Annotated in this window: 11 protein-coding genes and 1 pseudogene; 11 read left to right on the plus strand and 1 reads right to left on the minus strand. The window is 58.5% G+C overall.

What is annotated here, in order from left to right; translation table 11 throughout:
* Positions 1–187 precede the first annotated feature (187 nt).
* Positions 188–2,545 carry a type IA DNA topoisomerase gene (locus tag OCW50_RS15445; protein ID WP_262267032.1) on the plus strand — a complete coding sequence of 786 codons (2,358 nt, stop codon included), beginning with the start codon at positions 188–190 and terminating at the stop codon, positions 2,543–2,545.
* A 41-nt stretch (positions 2,546–2,586) separates the two neighbouring features.
* Positions 2,587–3,492, plus strand: a complete 906-nt coding sequence (locus OCW50_RS15450) for a hypothetical protein (RefSeq protein ID WP_262267033.1) — start codon at positions 2,587–2,589, stop codon at positions 3,490–3,492.
* Positions 3,493–3,546: 54 nt separating this feature from the next.
* On the opposite strand, the gene OCW50_RS15455 is transcribed toward OCW50_RS15450, so the two are convergent.
* Positions 3,547–3,945 (minus strand): hypothetical protein, encoded by a 399-nt coding sequence (locus OCW50_RS15455; protein ID WP_262267034.1) that lies wholly within the window; start codon positions 3,943–3,945, stop codon positions 3,547–3,549.
* A 268-nt stretch (positions 3,946–4,213) separates the two neighbouring features.
* On the opposite strand from OCW50_RS15455, the gene OCW50_RS15460 reads away from it, so the two are divergent.
* The 9 genes and pseudogenes from OCW50_RS15460 to OCW50_RS15495 all read left to right on the plus strand — a co-directional run bounded on the left by OCW50_RS15460 (position 4,214) and on the right by OCW50_RS15495 (position 13,019).
* Positions 4,214–4,996, plus strand: coding sequence for a hypothetical protein (locus OCW50_RS15460; RefSeq protein ID WP_262267035.1), 783 nt, complete (start codon positions 4,214–4,216; stop codon positions 4,994–4,996).
* Between the two features lie 112 nt (positions 4,997–5,108).
* Positions 5,109–5,921 (plus strand): Flp pilus assembly protein CpaB, encoded by an 813-nt coding sequence (cpaB, locus tag OCW50_RS15465; protein ID WP_262298161.1) that lies wholly within the window; start codon positions 5,109–5,111, stop codon positions 5,919–5,921.
* Positions 5,922–5,949: 28 nt separating this feature from the next.
* Positions 5,950–6,315, plus strand: a pseudogene (locus tag OCW50_RS33385) (pilus assembly protein N-terminal domain-containing protein); the annotation flags it as partial.
* Positions 6,316–6,462: 147 nt separating this feature from the next.
* Positions 6,463–7,473, plus strand: a complete 1,011-nt coding sequence (locus tag OCW50_RS15470) for a type II and III secretion system protein family protein (protein ID WP_262298162.1) — start codon at positions 6,463–6,465, stop codon at positions 7,471–7,473.
* Positions 7,474–7,503: 30 nt separating this feature from the next.
* On the plus strand, positions 7,504–8,223 hold the full coding sequence (locus tag OCW50_RS15475) for a CpaD family pilus assembly protein (RefSeq protein WP_262267038.1): 720 nt from the start codon (positions 7,504–7,506) through the stop codon (positions 8,221–8,223).
* Positions 8,224–8,242: 19 nt separating this feature from the next.
* Positions 8,243–9,529: a CpaE/TadZ family protein gene (locus OCW50_RS15480; RefSeq protein ID WP_262267039.1), complete on the plus strand. Its 1,287-nt coding sequence runs from the start codon at positions 8,243–8,245 to the stop codon at positions 9,527–9,529.
* Positions 9,530–9,555: 26 nt separating this feature from the next.
* Positions 9,556–11,082 carry a TadA family conjugal transfer-associated ATPase gene (locus tag OCW50_RS15485; RefSeq protein WP_262298163.1) on the plus strand — a complete coding sequence of 509 codons (1,527 nt, stop codon included), beginning with the start codon at positions 9,556–9,558 and terminating at the stop codon, positions 11,080–11,082.
* A 12-nt stretch (positions 11,083–11,094) separates the two neighbouring features.
* Positions 11,095–12,069: a type II secretion system F family protein gene (locus OCW50_RS15490; protein WP_262267041.1), complete on the plus strand. Its 975-nt coding sequence runs from the start codon at positions 11,095–11,097 to the stop codon at positions 12,067–12,069.
* 11 nt (positions 12,070–12,080) lie between these two features.
* Positions 12,081–13,019, plus strand: a complete 939-nt coding sequence (locus OCW50_RS15495; RefSeq protein ID WP_262267042.1) for a type II secretion system F family protein — start codon at positions 12,081–12,083, stop codon at positions 13,017–13,019.
* Positions 13,020–13,051: the final 32 nt, after the last annotated feature.

Raw genomic sequence — 13,051 nt, forward strand, 5'->3', positions numbered from 1 at the left:
ATCCACTGCTTCCTTGATAAGGGGGCGTGGGCACGGCGCGCCTTCTTGGTCTGTTCAAACATCATTAGCAGCCGAGTTTAGTAGCGCCAATCCGAAATAAAATGTAGTCTGCGACGCCCATGCTCTCGTCCCCAAACCCCGAGCATGGTACCGGTTGATTCCAGAACGATAGCAGAACACGCGATTCATGCCCTCCGTAGTCATTTGCGAAAAACCATCTCAAGCCCGTGACATCGTCACGGCGGTTGGAAACACCTATGGGCAGGTTCTCGCCGCCCAAGGACACCTGCTTCGGCTGCAGCTCCCAGGTGAGGTCAATCCGGCCTGGGAGAAATGGACTGACGATCTCCTCTACCCGCAGGGAGGCCGCTACGGCTATGTTCCCGGAGAGGGTGGCGGCAAGAAAGAGGCACTCGACAAGATTAAGCGAGCGCTCTCGTCCGCCGACGAGGTGATCATCGCCACCGACTGCGATCGCGAAGGCCAGGGTATCGGTCAGAGCCTTCTGGAATTTCTCAAGTTCAAGGGGCGCGTCCGCAGGGCCATGTTCACGGCACAGGACCCGACTACCCTGCAAACGGCCTTCAAGTCGCTCAAACCCAATTCCGAATATCAGGGCATGTACGATGCCTTCGTCGCCCGTCAGCAGGGCGACCAGATCTACAATCTCTCCCTGACCCGCGTTGCGACCAACAATCTCCGCCCTGAGGGGAGCAAGAAGCCCGTTGGGATCGGGCGCGTCCGAAGCCCTACCCTCGGGATCCTCTGCCGGCGCGAACTCGAGATTCGGAACTTCCTTCCGAAGGAGTATTTCGAGGTTCGGCTGAACGTCTTTGGGGCCTCGGGCAGCGCGGACCTTTTCTATCGTCCCTCTGATGAGAACCGCATCTTTATCCGAGGCACTGCCGACCAGATCGCGGGGGCGGCGAAAGCCTACTCCGGCCCGGTCCACGTGAAGACCGAACGGAAGGAACGGTCGCCAGCCAAGCCGATGGACCTGCCGACGCTTCAGAAGCGGGCCTCTCAATGGGGCTGGACGGCAAAAAAGACCCTCGACACCGCTCAGGACCTCTACGAGACCTTCAAGATCATCACGTATCCACGATCCGAGTCCCGCTACCTTAATGAGAGCTTGATCCCACAGGCAGCTCCTCTCCTCGCAATGCTCAAGGAGGTTTCCGATTATGCCTCCTACTCGCTGAAGGCTCCGGTGATCCGGAAAGGCAAGAGTGGGGTGTTCTCGGACAAGCAGCTTGAAGGCATCTCTCACCATGCCATCATTCCGAACATCAACTGCCCGGGCGGCTTCGCCAAAACGGTCGGCCAGCTCAATCCCGACCAGAAGCGCCTCTTCGACCTGATTGCCCGGACCTTCCTCGCAGCGATCGGCGAGCAGCACATCTACGACCAGACCAAGGTTTGGGTCGACGTGCAGACCCCTCTGGTGCCCCCTGGCAAGTTCACCTTCTCGGTGACCGGCTCGGTTCCCGTCTTCGCTGGCTGGAAGGAGATCTTCGAGGACAAGTCGGACGAGGACGAGGAGGAAACCAAGCTTCCTCCCCTGAAGAATGGCGAGCCTGTGAGGGCGCGTGAGACGGAAGTTCAGGTCAAGATGACCAAGCCGCCCCCGCGCTACACCGAAGGCAGCCTGATCGAGGCCATGCAGGAAGCGTGGAAATTCGTGGACGACCCCGCCGAGCGGGAGCGTCTCAAGGAAGCCAAGGGTATTGGAACCCCTGCTACCCGTGACACCATCATCGAGGGCCTTAAGCTTCAGGGACAAATTACGGTTCAGAAAAAGAACCTCGTCCCGACCGAGCTTGGCATGCAGCTCTACCAGATCCTGGCCTCTGCAGCGCCGGTTATCGTCGATCCCGGCGCAACGGCCCGCATGGAGGCACGCCTCGACGATATCCTGAGCGGCAAAGCAAGCGCCGACCAGGTCATCAAGGAAATCTCTAAGGTCGCCTATACCCTCATTCCGAGCATCAAACAGAAGAAGGGGTCAGTCACCGCAGCAGTGGCAACTCCTCCAACCAAAGCAATGGTTCAATTCGCCCAGACCATCGCCGGCCGGAAGAATATCCCTCTCCCCCGCGAGGTCACAAAAAACTTCAAAGCCTGTAAAGCCTTCATCGACCAGCACAATGGAACACCCCAAACCGGGGAAGGAAGCGGCGATTGGCTCCTCGACAAAGCCCAGAGACTTGCCCAGGCCACGAACACGCCACTGCGCGATTCCATCAAGCAGGATCGCGCCGCCCTCAAAAAGTTCGTCGACGAGGCTGACAAAAAGCGCGGGTCGGAGCCTGCGAGCGACAGCCAGATGGCCTGGGTCAAGAAACTCGTCGATCAGGGCGCCACTCCGCCAGACGGATACCCGGACGCCGTGTCGAAGACCACAGCCAGCAAGTTTCTCGACGCTGCGTTTGCCAAGAAAGCCGCCAATGGTGGACCCGGCGCGAGCTCCAGTTCTAACCGGCCAAGCTCGGGGAAAAGACCGGCAGGGAGTCCGGCTCGACGCTCCACAGGAGCAAAGGCATAAGAGCCGCTTGTAGCTCACCCGATTCTACCTGGAGTAACGGCATGGCCACTGACCGTGATGACTATGATGTCTTCCTTGATACCTGGGAGCCAAGCAAGCGCCTAAAATATGCTACCCTTCCCTCCAACCTATTTGACTCCATCGCCAATCAGCGACTGGTCGAAGACAGTACGGGGCAGGCTGATGTCGAACGTGAAGCTTGGGCTCCAGGCACAAAGGGAATGACGGACCAGGAAGTCCGCTTGAGAGGCTCCGGGTTCTTCGAGGCCCATCAGCCAGAGTGGTCTGCCGATTTCCGAGATCGCCTAATCAGCGAAGGCCTCGACCCTACTAAGGTTGATCACTTTTTGAGGTGCTTTGCCGAAGTGTGGGTCGACGGATTGAAAGATCGACAGAACTCCGACGCAATGATGGCAATCAAAGCATCAATCCGGGACCACGACATACGCTATCATCCCGAAACAGCTGGCAAATTCGTTATTAACCAAGTTCCATCTGATATTCAGCCTCTCTTCAGGCCAGAGGAGATGAAGGCCATATTTCGGGTGAATTCCAACCTCCTCGAGGTACACATCGCTCTTTACCACGACCACATTCATGGCGAAGGCGAAGGCTCGATTAACAGAGAGTATGTCCGGCGAGGGGTCTTGATGGGTCATCCAGGCCAGGTGCGCCGAGAGCTACAGTATCTGAGCTCCTATTCGCTAGCAGTGACGCCGGTTGAGCAATTCTCACAGACCAGAGCCTCCAAAACTGCAGCCAGCGACGTTCCAACCATATTCTCCGCTCCACTGCCTGCGGTCCAAACACGAGTGGTGGCTTTCGCTCCTCACATTTCGGGGATGTCCCTAGGCCAACTCGAATTGGTTGTAGCCCCTCCAGTTCAGGCGCAGCCGCTTAAAGATCTAGAGATCCACAGAGGTATCCATGAATTCTGGTTCGAATAAAGAATTGCGGGAGGCTGATAAAAAGAAGGCCGGGGAACCCCCGGCCTTTATTCTTTAGCTCTCGCTTGGAAGGGTAAACATGCCCTCTATTTCGCTTTGGGCTCGGGCAAATACATCATACGGGTGGGCGTGCTCCGCCGTGATTTCCTCGAACATCGTCGCCATCAATTGCTTGTTGCCGCAGAGTGCAAACAATGTTGCCGCATCGTTGACCGCCTGGACTTTGCCCTCGTAATCCTGATGATCCGGGCGGCTATTATAGATCTGGACCGACGCACCGTAGATTGAGGACTGGATTTCCTTAGGTGTGAAGCCTTCCGGAGGCGGCAAATCACTTTCGGCCGGGGCCAGCCTCTCTGCAACGTCCTCTGGGTACGCTGGAGCCGGTTCCTCGTCCCCTGTGGCGCTTATCGGAACCAGGTCTTTGACATCGCTGAAGGTCTCGTCAGCCATTCGCTACCTCCTTTTTGGCTGCTAACTTTAATTCGGAATAGCACATTAAAAGGCATGGCGCGACACCCGTAATGCGCGATATTGGCGTTCCTCTGAGCCAAAAAAGGGCAGAACAAACGCCATGATTCGAGAGACCTCCCGTACCCCGTTCCTGCGATCCAGCTTCGAAATCGTCTATGACCGAGGGGTTAGTTCTTCTTCAGATGGCAATTACGAACCAGCGCTCTTGAGCGCCCGTGCCGCTTCAGCTGAGATCCTTGCGAGGTCCATGAGCCTCCTCGTCAACCGAAGTGCCACTGCCCAGAACGAAAATGACGTTCTCGATATGCGCTATGTATATGCGGGTCTGGCGCTATCCGACGAGAGCAAAGTCGCCAACGCTGCCCAAACGCAAATCATGCGCCACGCACGGTCCGCACTGTTGGCCGCCGATAACACAGACGGCGTCCTCGAGCGCACCCAGTTTGCCCTCTCGTCGCTGTCCCTTCCCGGCAAAAGACCCCTCATGGTTGATCTGCCACCAGCAATGTCCGGCCTGAGGGAACTCGTCTGGGATTCCAGTGTACGAAAGGCAGCAGCAGGAACGGCCCTTGATCCAAACCTTACCGCAACTGCACAAGCCCTCGCATTCGCTGCAATCTGCAGGCCATGCCAATGGTTTAGCCCTGATACAGGCATCATCGTACGGGCCGGCTGCTCGATCCGCCCCTCAGGGCGGGGGTTCCGCCTTACCCCTCCTTGGTCCCACTCCCTTCTGCGTCTGTCTCATGAGGCGAGCACGACCGTCATCAAGGCAGGATTTGAGCGTGGGCTGACCGAAATGGAGCTTCTGGACACCCTCATCACTCTCAAGGATGTGGCCAGCCAGTCCAATCCCCAGGAAAGCCAAACCGCTGCGACGGAGCGCGGACGTGACTATGTCGTCTACGATTATGCGGTTGAGGCGTACGCCGCCGTCGAGCAACAGAGCCAGATATTCGCCGACCCAGTCCTGACCCTAGCGGCAGCCACGGCAGCGGCACTCACCGTTAACCATTGGAACGCTGAATAAAGGCTCCGCCCCCACAAAAAACCGAGTTGTCGTGCGGTAAAAAGATATAAAAGGAGGGCAACAGCAGTTTAATTCGGCGAACACGAATCATAATGGAAATCGGATACGGCTCATGAAGAAGAAGAACGCACTGTTTTTGGGAATTGCAGCCGTATCGGCTTCCTTCGCTTTCATCATCTCGAACGCCATGACGCCGGAGCCGCCCGCCCCGGCGCCTGTGAACGCCGTTCAGGCTCCGGCTGCGCCCGATCCTCGAGAGTTGACCGAGGTTCTCGTCGCCAGTGAGGACATTAAGATTGGTCAGCAGATCAATCCGGCTCTGATGACTTGGCAGTCCTGGCCGAAGACCAATATCCCGCCGCACGCGATCACCCGCGATAGCCAGCCTGACGCCCTTACCGTCTATGAGAAGGCTACTGCCACGGCGACCGTGATGAAGGGTGAGCTCATCGTCGAAGCCCGCTTGATCCGCACGGACAAGTCAGGATTTGTCGCAACTTCCCTGCCCGAAGGCTATCGCGCCTTCTCAATCCGCCTCGATGCGGGCGGCGCCAATGCGGCCGGCGGAATGATCCTGCCCAACGATCGGGTCGACATCTACGTTACCGGTCAGGCTCCCCTCCCGGGTCGGACTGATATCGATTCCACGGTTCTCATGGAGAACATCCGTATCATCGCCATCGACCAGAACATTGAGAAGGCCGAGGGCTCTCATGCGATGATCGGAAGCACGGCGACCCTGGAGCTTACGCCAGAGCAGATCGTCTCGATCAATAAGGCGCAGAGGAATGGAACCCTTACCTTTGCCCTCCGCCCGATGCAGGAAAAGCAGGCGCAGACCCTGCGAGCCTCCGCCGAGGCAGCCCCGGCAAAGCCGGCCGATATCCAACTCATCCGCTTTGGCGTTGCGTCCACGCTGAACTGATACCGCTTTTCAAATTCGGATAACAATAATGACAATTACCAGGAACCCGAGCGCACGGAACTTTCGAGGCGCTCTCACTCACGGTGCCGCATCACTCATCATTGCCGGACTTAGCTTCGGACTGTGCGGTCCTGCCAGTGCTGCCGATCCAGTGGCGGATCCCCTGGTAGGGGCTACCGCGGTGAGGGTGGCCAAGAGCTCCATCACCGTCGGGATCGGCAAATCCACCTTTCTCGATCTGAAGGCCGATGCCCGGGACGTGATTGTCACCAACCCGAGCGTCGTTCAGGCGACCATTCGCTCTGAGCGCAAGATGATGCTCCTAGGCCTTGGTGAAGGTGAGACCCAAGTCTATGTCATGGACGCCGAAGGGCGCCGGATCACCAGCTACACGGTGCAGGTTTCACGCGACACAGGCCGTCTCGAGGAAATCCTGCGGGAGGTCATCCCAGGATCGACTATCCGGACCAAGATGATTGGAAACTCTGTCATCCTGTCCGGAGAGGTGGATTCCGACATTCAGGCCAAGCAGGCGGTCGATGTGGCAACGGCCTACATGACCGCCGGGGTTCGGTCCCCGGACTCGGCTGCAGGCGGTGCCGGCATCTCCTCCGGCGCAGCCGGGGAAGGATCCCTCGGCCCGGTCATCAGCGCCCTCACTATCAAGGGGCGCGATCAGGTCATGCTTAAAGTCACGATCGCGGAGATCCAGCGGAACGTGCTCAAGCAACTCGGCATCAAATGGACTGGCTCCTGGAGCCTGCAGGACGCGACTATCAATGCCGCGTTCTCGCCTGCCTATCCAGTCGCCGGTTCATCCCTTGCAAAGGCCACCCTGGGAGCCACCTGGCCGGGCGGTGACACCATCAACCTTGAGGCGATGGAACAGGCTGGCGTTGCCCATACCCTGGCCGAACCGACGCTGACGGCGATCTCGGGTGAGTCTGCCAGCTTCCTGGTCGGCGGCGAAATGCCAGTTCCAAGCGGAACGTCCTGCAGCGGCGACGGTAATTCAAGCTGCCAACCGACGATCACCTATAAGAAGTTCGGCGTGAGCCTGAACTTCACTCCGGTTGTACTCTCCGCAGGAAAGATCAACCTCAAGGTCGGAACCGAGGTCTCCGAAATCGACCCCAACAATCAGATCATCGTTCCGGCCGGGAACAACCAGAGCCTTGCCATTCCTGGCTTCAAGGTCCGCAAGCAGGACACCACGGTCGAAATGCCGTCAGGTGCCGCTTTGGTCACAGCTGGTCTCATCCAGCAGCAGACCAAACAGGCGGTCAACGGCCTGCCTGGACTGATGGATCTGCCGATCCTTGGGACCTTGTTCCGCTCCCGCGACTACCAGCGCCAGGAAACGGAACTCGTCATCATCGTGACCCCCTACCTCGCAAAGCCCATCGAGCCTCAGAAGATCGCTCGGCCCGACGATGGCTTTGCCCCAGCCTCCGAGCCAAACGCTGTGTTTCTCGGCCACATGAACCGGAAGACGACCAGCAAGAGAGAGGCCAAGCCGATCTTCAAGCAGCCTGGTTTCATCATCAACTGACGCCGCCTGACCATTCCCGAAGGATTTCCCATGTTCAAGAAACTCACCGCGGCGGCATGCTTCTCCCTCCTGGCGGCTGGCTGCGCCGACCGCGAGCTTCCCGCCTACGCCCTTCCTTACGCTCCCGACGTGCGGGACCGCCACCCGATCGTCCTGAAGAACGAGCTTACGGACCTCGACATCTATCCGACACAGATCAGTGGCTTGGACCTTCGCCAGAAAGTCGATCTGCGGGACTTCGCACGCTCCTACCTTCCGGCAGGAAAGACGAATCTTATCGTCTCGTCGCCGTACAAGGCGCAGGCGGCCGACAACGCTGCCGTCGACAGGTTCGCCAGCGTTGTAGTGAAGGAACTCGTTTCGGCGGGGGTGCCCCGCGCAGCCATCGAGATGAAGAAGTATCAGAGCTTCAACGAAGACCGCATTGAGCCCGTAAAGGTCGCTTTCGTGCAGGTTGCGGCGGGCGTCCCCCACCCCTGCGGGGACTGGCCGGAGGACCTCGGCGCGGGCAGCCCAGTGGTCGACATGGAGAACCTCACGTCCGCGAACTTCGGCTGCGCCCACCAGCAAAACCTTGCTGCTCAGATGGCGAACCCCATGGACGCGGTTCGTCCCGCCCGCGAGACCTCACCCGACTCTACCCAGCGTGTCCTGATGCTGCGCCGCTACGTCGCCGGCGAGGCCACCCCGTCCAAGCAGACTTCGGGCGGGTTCCAGGACAGCGATACGTCGTCTTCAGGCTCGAACTGATCTCGGTAAGGACCAAGTGATGAACCACATGAATCCTCTCCTTAACCACTCGATGGCCACTCCGCTGGCACCTGTTCCGCGGATCACCATCGATGCGTTCTGCCAGACCAAGCCTGTTGCCCGCTTTGTCGCCGATGCCTTCAAGGATCCTATCCTGACCCGCGCCAAGACCGATCTCCTGGAAGGCGGTCTGCACGATGCTATCGCGTACTATTCCACCGGAAGCGGCACTCCCAGCGTGATTGTCCTGGAGATTGGCCCGGACGAGGACAACTTCCTGCCCGTCCTGGACGAGTTGGCTACTCACTGCGCCGAAACCACGAATGTCATCGTAATTGGCCACCGAAACAGTGTCCGTATCCATCGGGCTCTTCAAGACCGAAATGTGCGTGACTACCTCGTGGTTGAGGAGCTCGACCGGTTTGACATCATCCGGGCGATCTCGCGGATCTATTCCGAAGATTCCGGCGTGGGGCATGGGCATGTCACCGCTGTCATCGGCAGCGTTGGGGGCGCCGGGGTGACGACGGTAGCCTCCAATTTGGCGGCAAGCCTGGCCAGCATTGTCCCGTCATCGGTGCTCGTCGACCTGAATTTTGGCTTTGGCGCCTCTGCGTTCAACTTCAATCAGGAGCCGAAGCAGGACATCTCCGAGGCCTTGTCCACCCCGGAGCGGATCGACGCCAACCTACTCGAGCGTCTCCTCGTCCAATGTGACGACAATCTTGCCATCCTGCCTGCCCCTGCAACTCTCGATAAGACCTGGGACGTTCGTGAGGATGCTGTCTCCCGGATCATCGAGACACTACGCCGAGACAACACGAACCTTGTGCTTGATATGCCGCGCGTCTGGACGAACTGGACATTGCTCGCGCTGCAGGTCTCTACCGAGGTGATCTTGGTTGTCACGCCATCGCTTCTCAGTATCCGGAACGCCCAGGAGACTGTGGCAGCCTTGGATCGTATCGGAAAGCGCCCTCGCCTCATCGTTAATCGGCATAGCGGCCCGAAAAGCTCGGACCCTTCGATCGCCGACATCACCAAGGCGTTGAGCGGATTGGAACCCGATGCGGTGCTCGCGTATGACCGCGATTTGCACCATGAGGCTTCTGAGAACGCTCGGATGCTGGCCCAGGTTCAGCCAAACAACCCGACAGCACAGAGCCTTAAGGAGATCGCACGCTCTCTGGCTGGTGTTGTTACATCAAACGCCGTTGAGCAGGCCGCCAGTCCCCCTTCGTCAGGACTTTCGTCGTTGATCGGGCGTCTTTCCAAGGCTCTCCCGAGCAGAGCCAAGTCCAACTGAATTGAACCAATCGAATTGAGATCGTCATGGCGTTCGGCACCAAGAAATCTGAACCTCGCTCCGTCAACGAAGTTGCTAGACCAATAGCGCCCGTCGCCCCAAGGACAGCGCCGGCGGGCTTCGGCAGCTCAGTGCCTCCTGCGCCCGGGGGCTTCGGTCAAACGCCCAAGCCCGGCTCGGGCACCGTTGTGGCTATCCCCGCGGCAGCCAACCCACAACGTTCCCCTGCCCAGATCAAGTCGAGCGTCTCGGCCTTGCCAGCCAACACGACAGTGATGTCGGCAAATTACTTCGAGTGGAAGAAGCGGGTCTCGGATCAACTCTTCGGCAACCTGGATCTAATGCAGCGTCTTGGAGCCCTCGATAGCTCCCAGGCAGCAGAGGAAATCCAGGAAACGGCCAGGCAGATCATGGCCGAGTTGGAGATCGCAATCTCGAAGGTGGAACAGGACCAGATGCTTCGCGATCTGGTCGATGACATCCTCGGCTTCGGCCCCCTCCAGCCGTTGCTCGATCGGCAGGATATCGCCGACATCATGGTGAACCGGCCCGACCAGGTTTACATCGAGGTTGGCGGCCAGATGGAGCTCGTGCCGAACTGCCGCTTTATCGATGAAAGCCACGTCTTCAACATCGCTCAGCGACTTGTTGGTCAGAGCGGCCGCAGTGTCGACGAAGCCAATCCTATCTGCGAAGCCCGCCTCTCAGACGGCTCCCGCCTTAGTGTCGTCGTTCCTCCGATCACAAAGTACACGACCATCACCATTCGTAAGTTCAGAGCAGAACGCCTGACACTCAACGACCTGATCAAATTCGGGACGATTTCTCCGAACGCGGCTGAGTTGCTCAAAATCATCGGCAAGTGCCGGCTCAATGTCATCGTCTCGGGGGGCACCGGTTCCGGTAAGACCACTCTCCTGAACTGCCTCTCGGCTTTCATCGACGACAAGGAGCGCATCCTGACAGTCGAAGATACGGCTGAACTCCAGCTTCAGCAGCCCCACGTGGTGCCCATGGAGGCACGGCCGCCCAGCATTGAGGGTGTGGGGGAGATCAATATCGAGAAGCTTGTGAAGACCACTCTGCGCATGCGCCCAACCCGCGTTCTGATCGGTGAGGTCCGCGGCGAGGAGATGTTCTTTCTTCTCCAGGCCATGAGCTCGGGCCACCCTGGCTCGATGGGTACTCTTCACGCCAATGATCCGAAGGGTGCACTGACAAGGATGGAGTCATTTGTGGTCATGGGGCGGCCGAACCTCAATAAATCCGACGTTCGCAAGATGATCCATGAATCTGTCGACGTGATTGTTCAGGTCAACCGGCTGCCCGACGGCACGCGTCGCATCACCCACATCACAGAGCTTACCGGGATGGAGGGCGACGTGATTTCGACCCAGGATCTCCTGGTTTACAAGATCGAAGGTGAAGACGAGCGCAGGCGCATCATCGGCCATCACGAGTTTCAAGGCGTGGTAAAGCCGAAGATCTACGAGAAGGCGGCGTTCTATGGCGAAGGCGAAAGGCTGATGAAGATCCTTTCGGGCGCGGCATAAGGTCGAGTTCTCATGCAAACATCTCAATTGATCATCGGGCTCTGTAGCTTTGTTGCTATCGGTTCCCTATCGTATGTCTTTCTGTCACCGAAGATCTCAGATGAGTCTGTGGCGGCCACCCGCCTGTCCAAACTCACCAAGGACGGTGCTGCCGTCAATGCCAAGGCAGTCCTTGACCGGCGGCGCCGGCGCGCAGTGGTTCATAACCTTGAGGACCTCCAGGCGGAGGAGAAAAGCCGGAAGAACATCCCGATGGATGTTCTCATTCGGCAAGCCGGCTTGGATTGGACGACCCAGCGGTACTACCTGATGATGGCCTCCGGCCTGGCTATCACGTCCATCGCTGTGTACCTCCTTTCCATGAGCCTCTTTGCGACCGCCATTGCGGCTCTCATTGCGCCTATGATCTGGCCCAAGATGTACGTGTCTCGGCTCCGGGAAAAGCGCATTCAGAAGTTCCTTGATCAGTTCCCAAGTGGCCTTGATATCATCATCCGCGGCCTCAAATCCGGCCTCCCGATCCGGACCTGTTTGGTCACCATAGCGACGGAGGCTGAAGAGCCCCTTCGGTCCGAGTTTCAGGCTGTCATGCAAGCCCAATCCCTTGGAATGACGATCGCTGACGCGGTTGCCCGGATGCGTCTGACGGTCCCTTCGCCCGAAACTAATTTCTTCATCACCCTCATCGAGGTGCAGCAGGCGGCCGGCTCAAACCTCGCTGAGACGCTTCAAACCCTGTCGAATATGATGCGTGCCCGGAAACAAATGCGGGAGAAGATCAAGTCTCTCGCGGCCCAGCCAAAGGTGTCCGCATACATCATTGGGGCTGTGCCAGTCGTCGTGATGGTCGCTGTCCAGTTTATTTCACCTGAGTACTTGGAGCCGTTATTCTACACGACTCTCGGACACGTGGTACTTGGCGGCTGTATCCTCTGGGCTGGCTTCGGTGCCCTTCTCATGAAGTCGTTCATGAAGATCAAGATCTAGGAAACGCTGCCATGCACCAATTGATCATCATTGGATTGATTACGATTGCACTTACGACCGTCGGCATGGTCGTCATGCAGATGTTCGAGCCGGAGAGCGTAGGCAACGTTCGCCGGCGCCGCCTTGAAGAGACTGCGCCGGATAAACTTCGGTCGGCGGGACAGACCGACGGCATGGGTCGTGTGAAGTTCATGCCCGGCCGCCAAGTTCGGACCATCGTGACCCGGCTCAATCTCGCTCGATATCTCGGTACGGAGGACGCCCGGGATCGCCTCGTCCAGGCGGGCTACCGCTCCCCCGCCCACGAAGTGAGCTTTCTGTTCGCCCGGTTCATCGCGCCTGTTTCCTTGATCGTCCTCACGACGTCCTACCTGTTCCTGACCGGGGCCCTTGCCGGGAACCTGCTGCAGCAGGTGCTGGTGATTATGTTCATGGGATTTGCAGGCCTAAGGCTCCCTGAGATCTTCCTCAGCCGAACGATCCGGGCGCGCCAGGAATCGATCAGATTGGCTTGGCCGGACGCGCTCGACCTCCTGAACATTTGTGTGAGGTCCGGCATCTCGGTCGAGCAATCTATCCGCAAGGTCTCGGACAAGATCGGCCACCAATCATTCCCGCTGGCGGAGGAATTCAGGATCCTGCTTGCTGAAATGGCCTATCTGTCTTCCCGCCGTCAGGCATACGAGAACCTCTATAAACGGGTCGAACTGGGTCCGATCCGCAACTTTGCATCAACCCTGATCCAGGCTGAGTTGAACGGTACACCCGTTAGTGATGCTCTGAAAACGTTGGCCGACGAGGGGCGTCTCGAGAGAATGAACGAGGCAGAACGTCGGGCAGCCGCGATGGGGCCGAAACTCACGCTTCCGATGATCCTGACACTCCTTCCGGTGCTCATCACGATCATTGTCAGCCCATTGCTCATCAAGGTCTTGACCGGCGGTCTCTGACTGCCCGCTTCACGGCCGGGACCTTGCACATT

This window comes from Microvirga sesbaniae, from assembly GCF_025460805.1.
GTDB classification, from domain to species: Bacteria; Pseudomonadota; Alphaproteobacteria; order Rhizobiales; family Beijerinckiaceae; genus Microvirga; species Microvirga sesbaniae.

What these genes read in the sequence shown, in the direction of transcription:
- OCW50_RS15490 (WP_262267041.1), top strand. Translation starts at nt 11,095, where the DNA reads ATGCAAACATCTCAATTGATCATCGGGCTCTGTAGCTTTGTTGCTATC.
- OCW50_RS15475 (WP_262267038.1), top strand. Translation starts at nt 7,504, where the DNA reads ATGTTCAAGAAACTCACCGCGGCGGCATGCTTCTCCCTCCTGGCGGCT.
- OCW50_RS15485 (WP_262298163.1), top strand. Translation starts at nt 9,556, where the DNA reads ATGGCGTTCGGCACCAAGAAATCTGAACCTCGCTCCGTCAACGAAGTT.
- OCW50_RS15445 (WP_262267032.1), top strand. Translation starts at nt 188, where the DNA reads ATGCCCTCCGTAGTCATTTGCGAAAAACCATCTCAAGCCCGTGACATC.
- OCW50_RS15450 (WP_262267033.1), top strand. Translation starts at nt 2,587, where the DNA reads ATGGCCACTGACCGTGATGACTATGATGTCTTCCTTGATACCTGGGAG.
- cpaB (WP_262298161.1), top strand. Translation starts at nt 5,109, where the DNA reads ATGAAGAAGAAGAACGCACTGTTTTTGGGAATTGCAGCCGTATCGGCT.
- OCW50_RS15480 (WP_262267039.1), top strand. Translation starts at nt 8,243, where the DNA reads ATGAACCACATGAATCCTCTCCTTAACCACTCGATGGCCACTCCGCTG.
- OCW50_RS15495 (WP_262267042.1), top strand. Translation starts at nt 12,081, where the DNA reads ATGCACCAATTGATCATCATTGGATTGATTACGATTGCACTTACGACC.
- OCW50_RS15455 (WP_262267034.1), bottom strand. Translation starts at nt 3,945, where the DNA reads ATGGCTGACGAGACCTTCAGCGATGTCAAAGACCTGGTTCCGATAAGC.
- OCW50_RS15460 (WP_262267035.1), top strand. Translation starts at nt 4,214, where the DNA reads ATGAGCCTCCTCGTCAACCGAAGTGCCACTGCCCAGAACGAAAATGAC.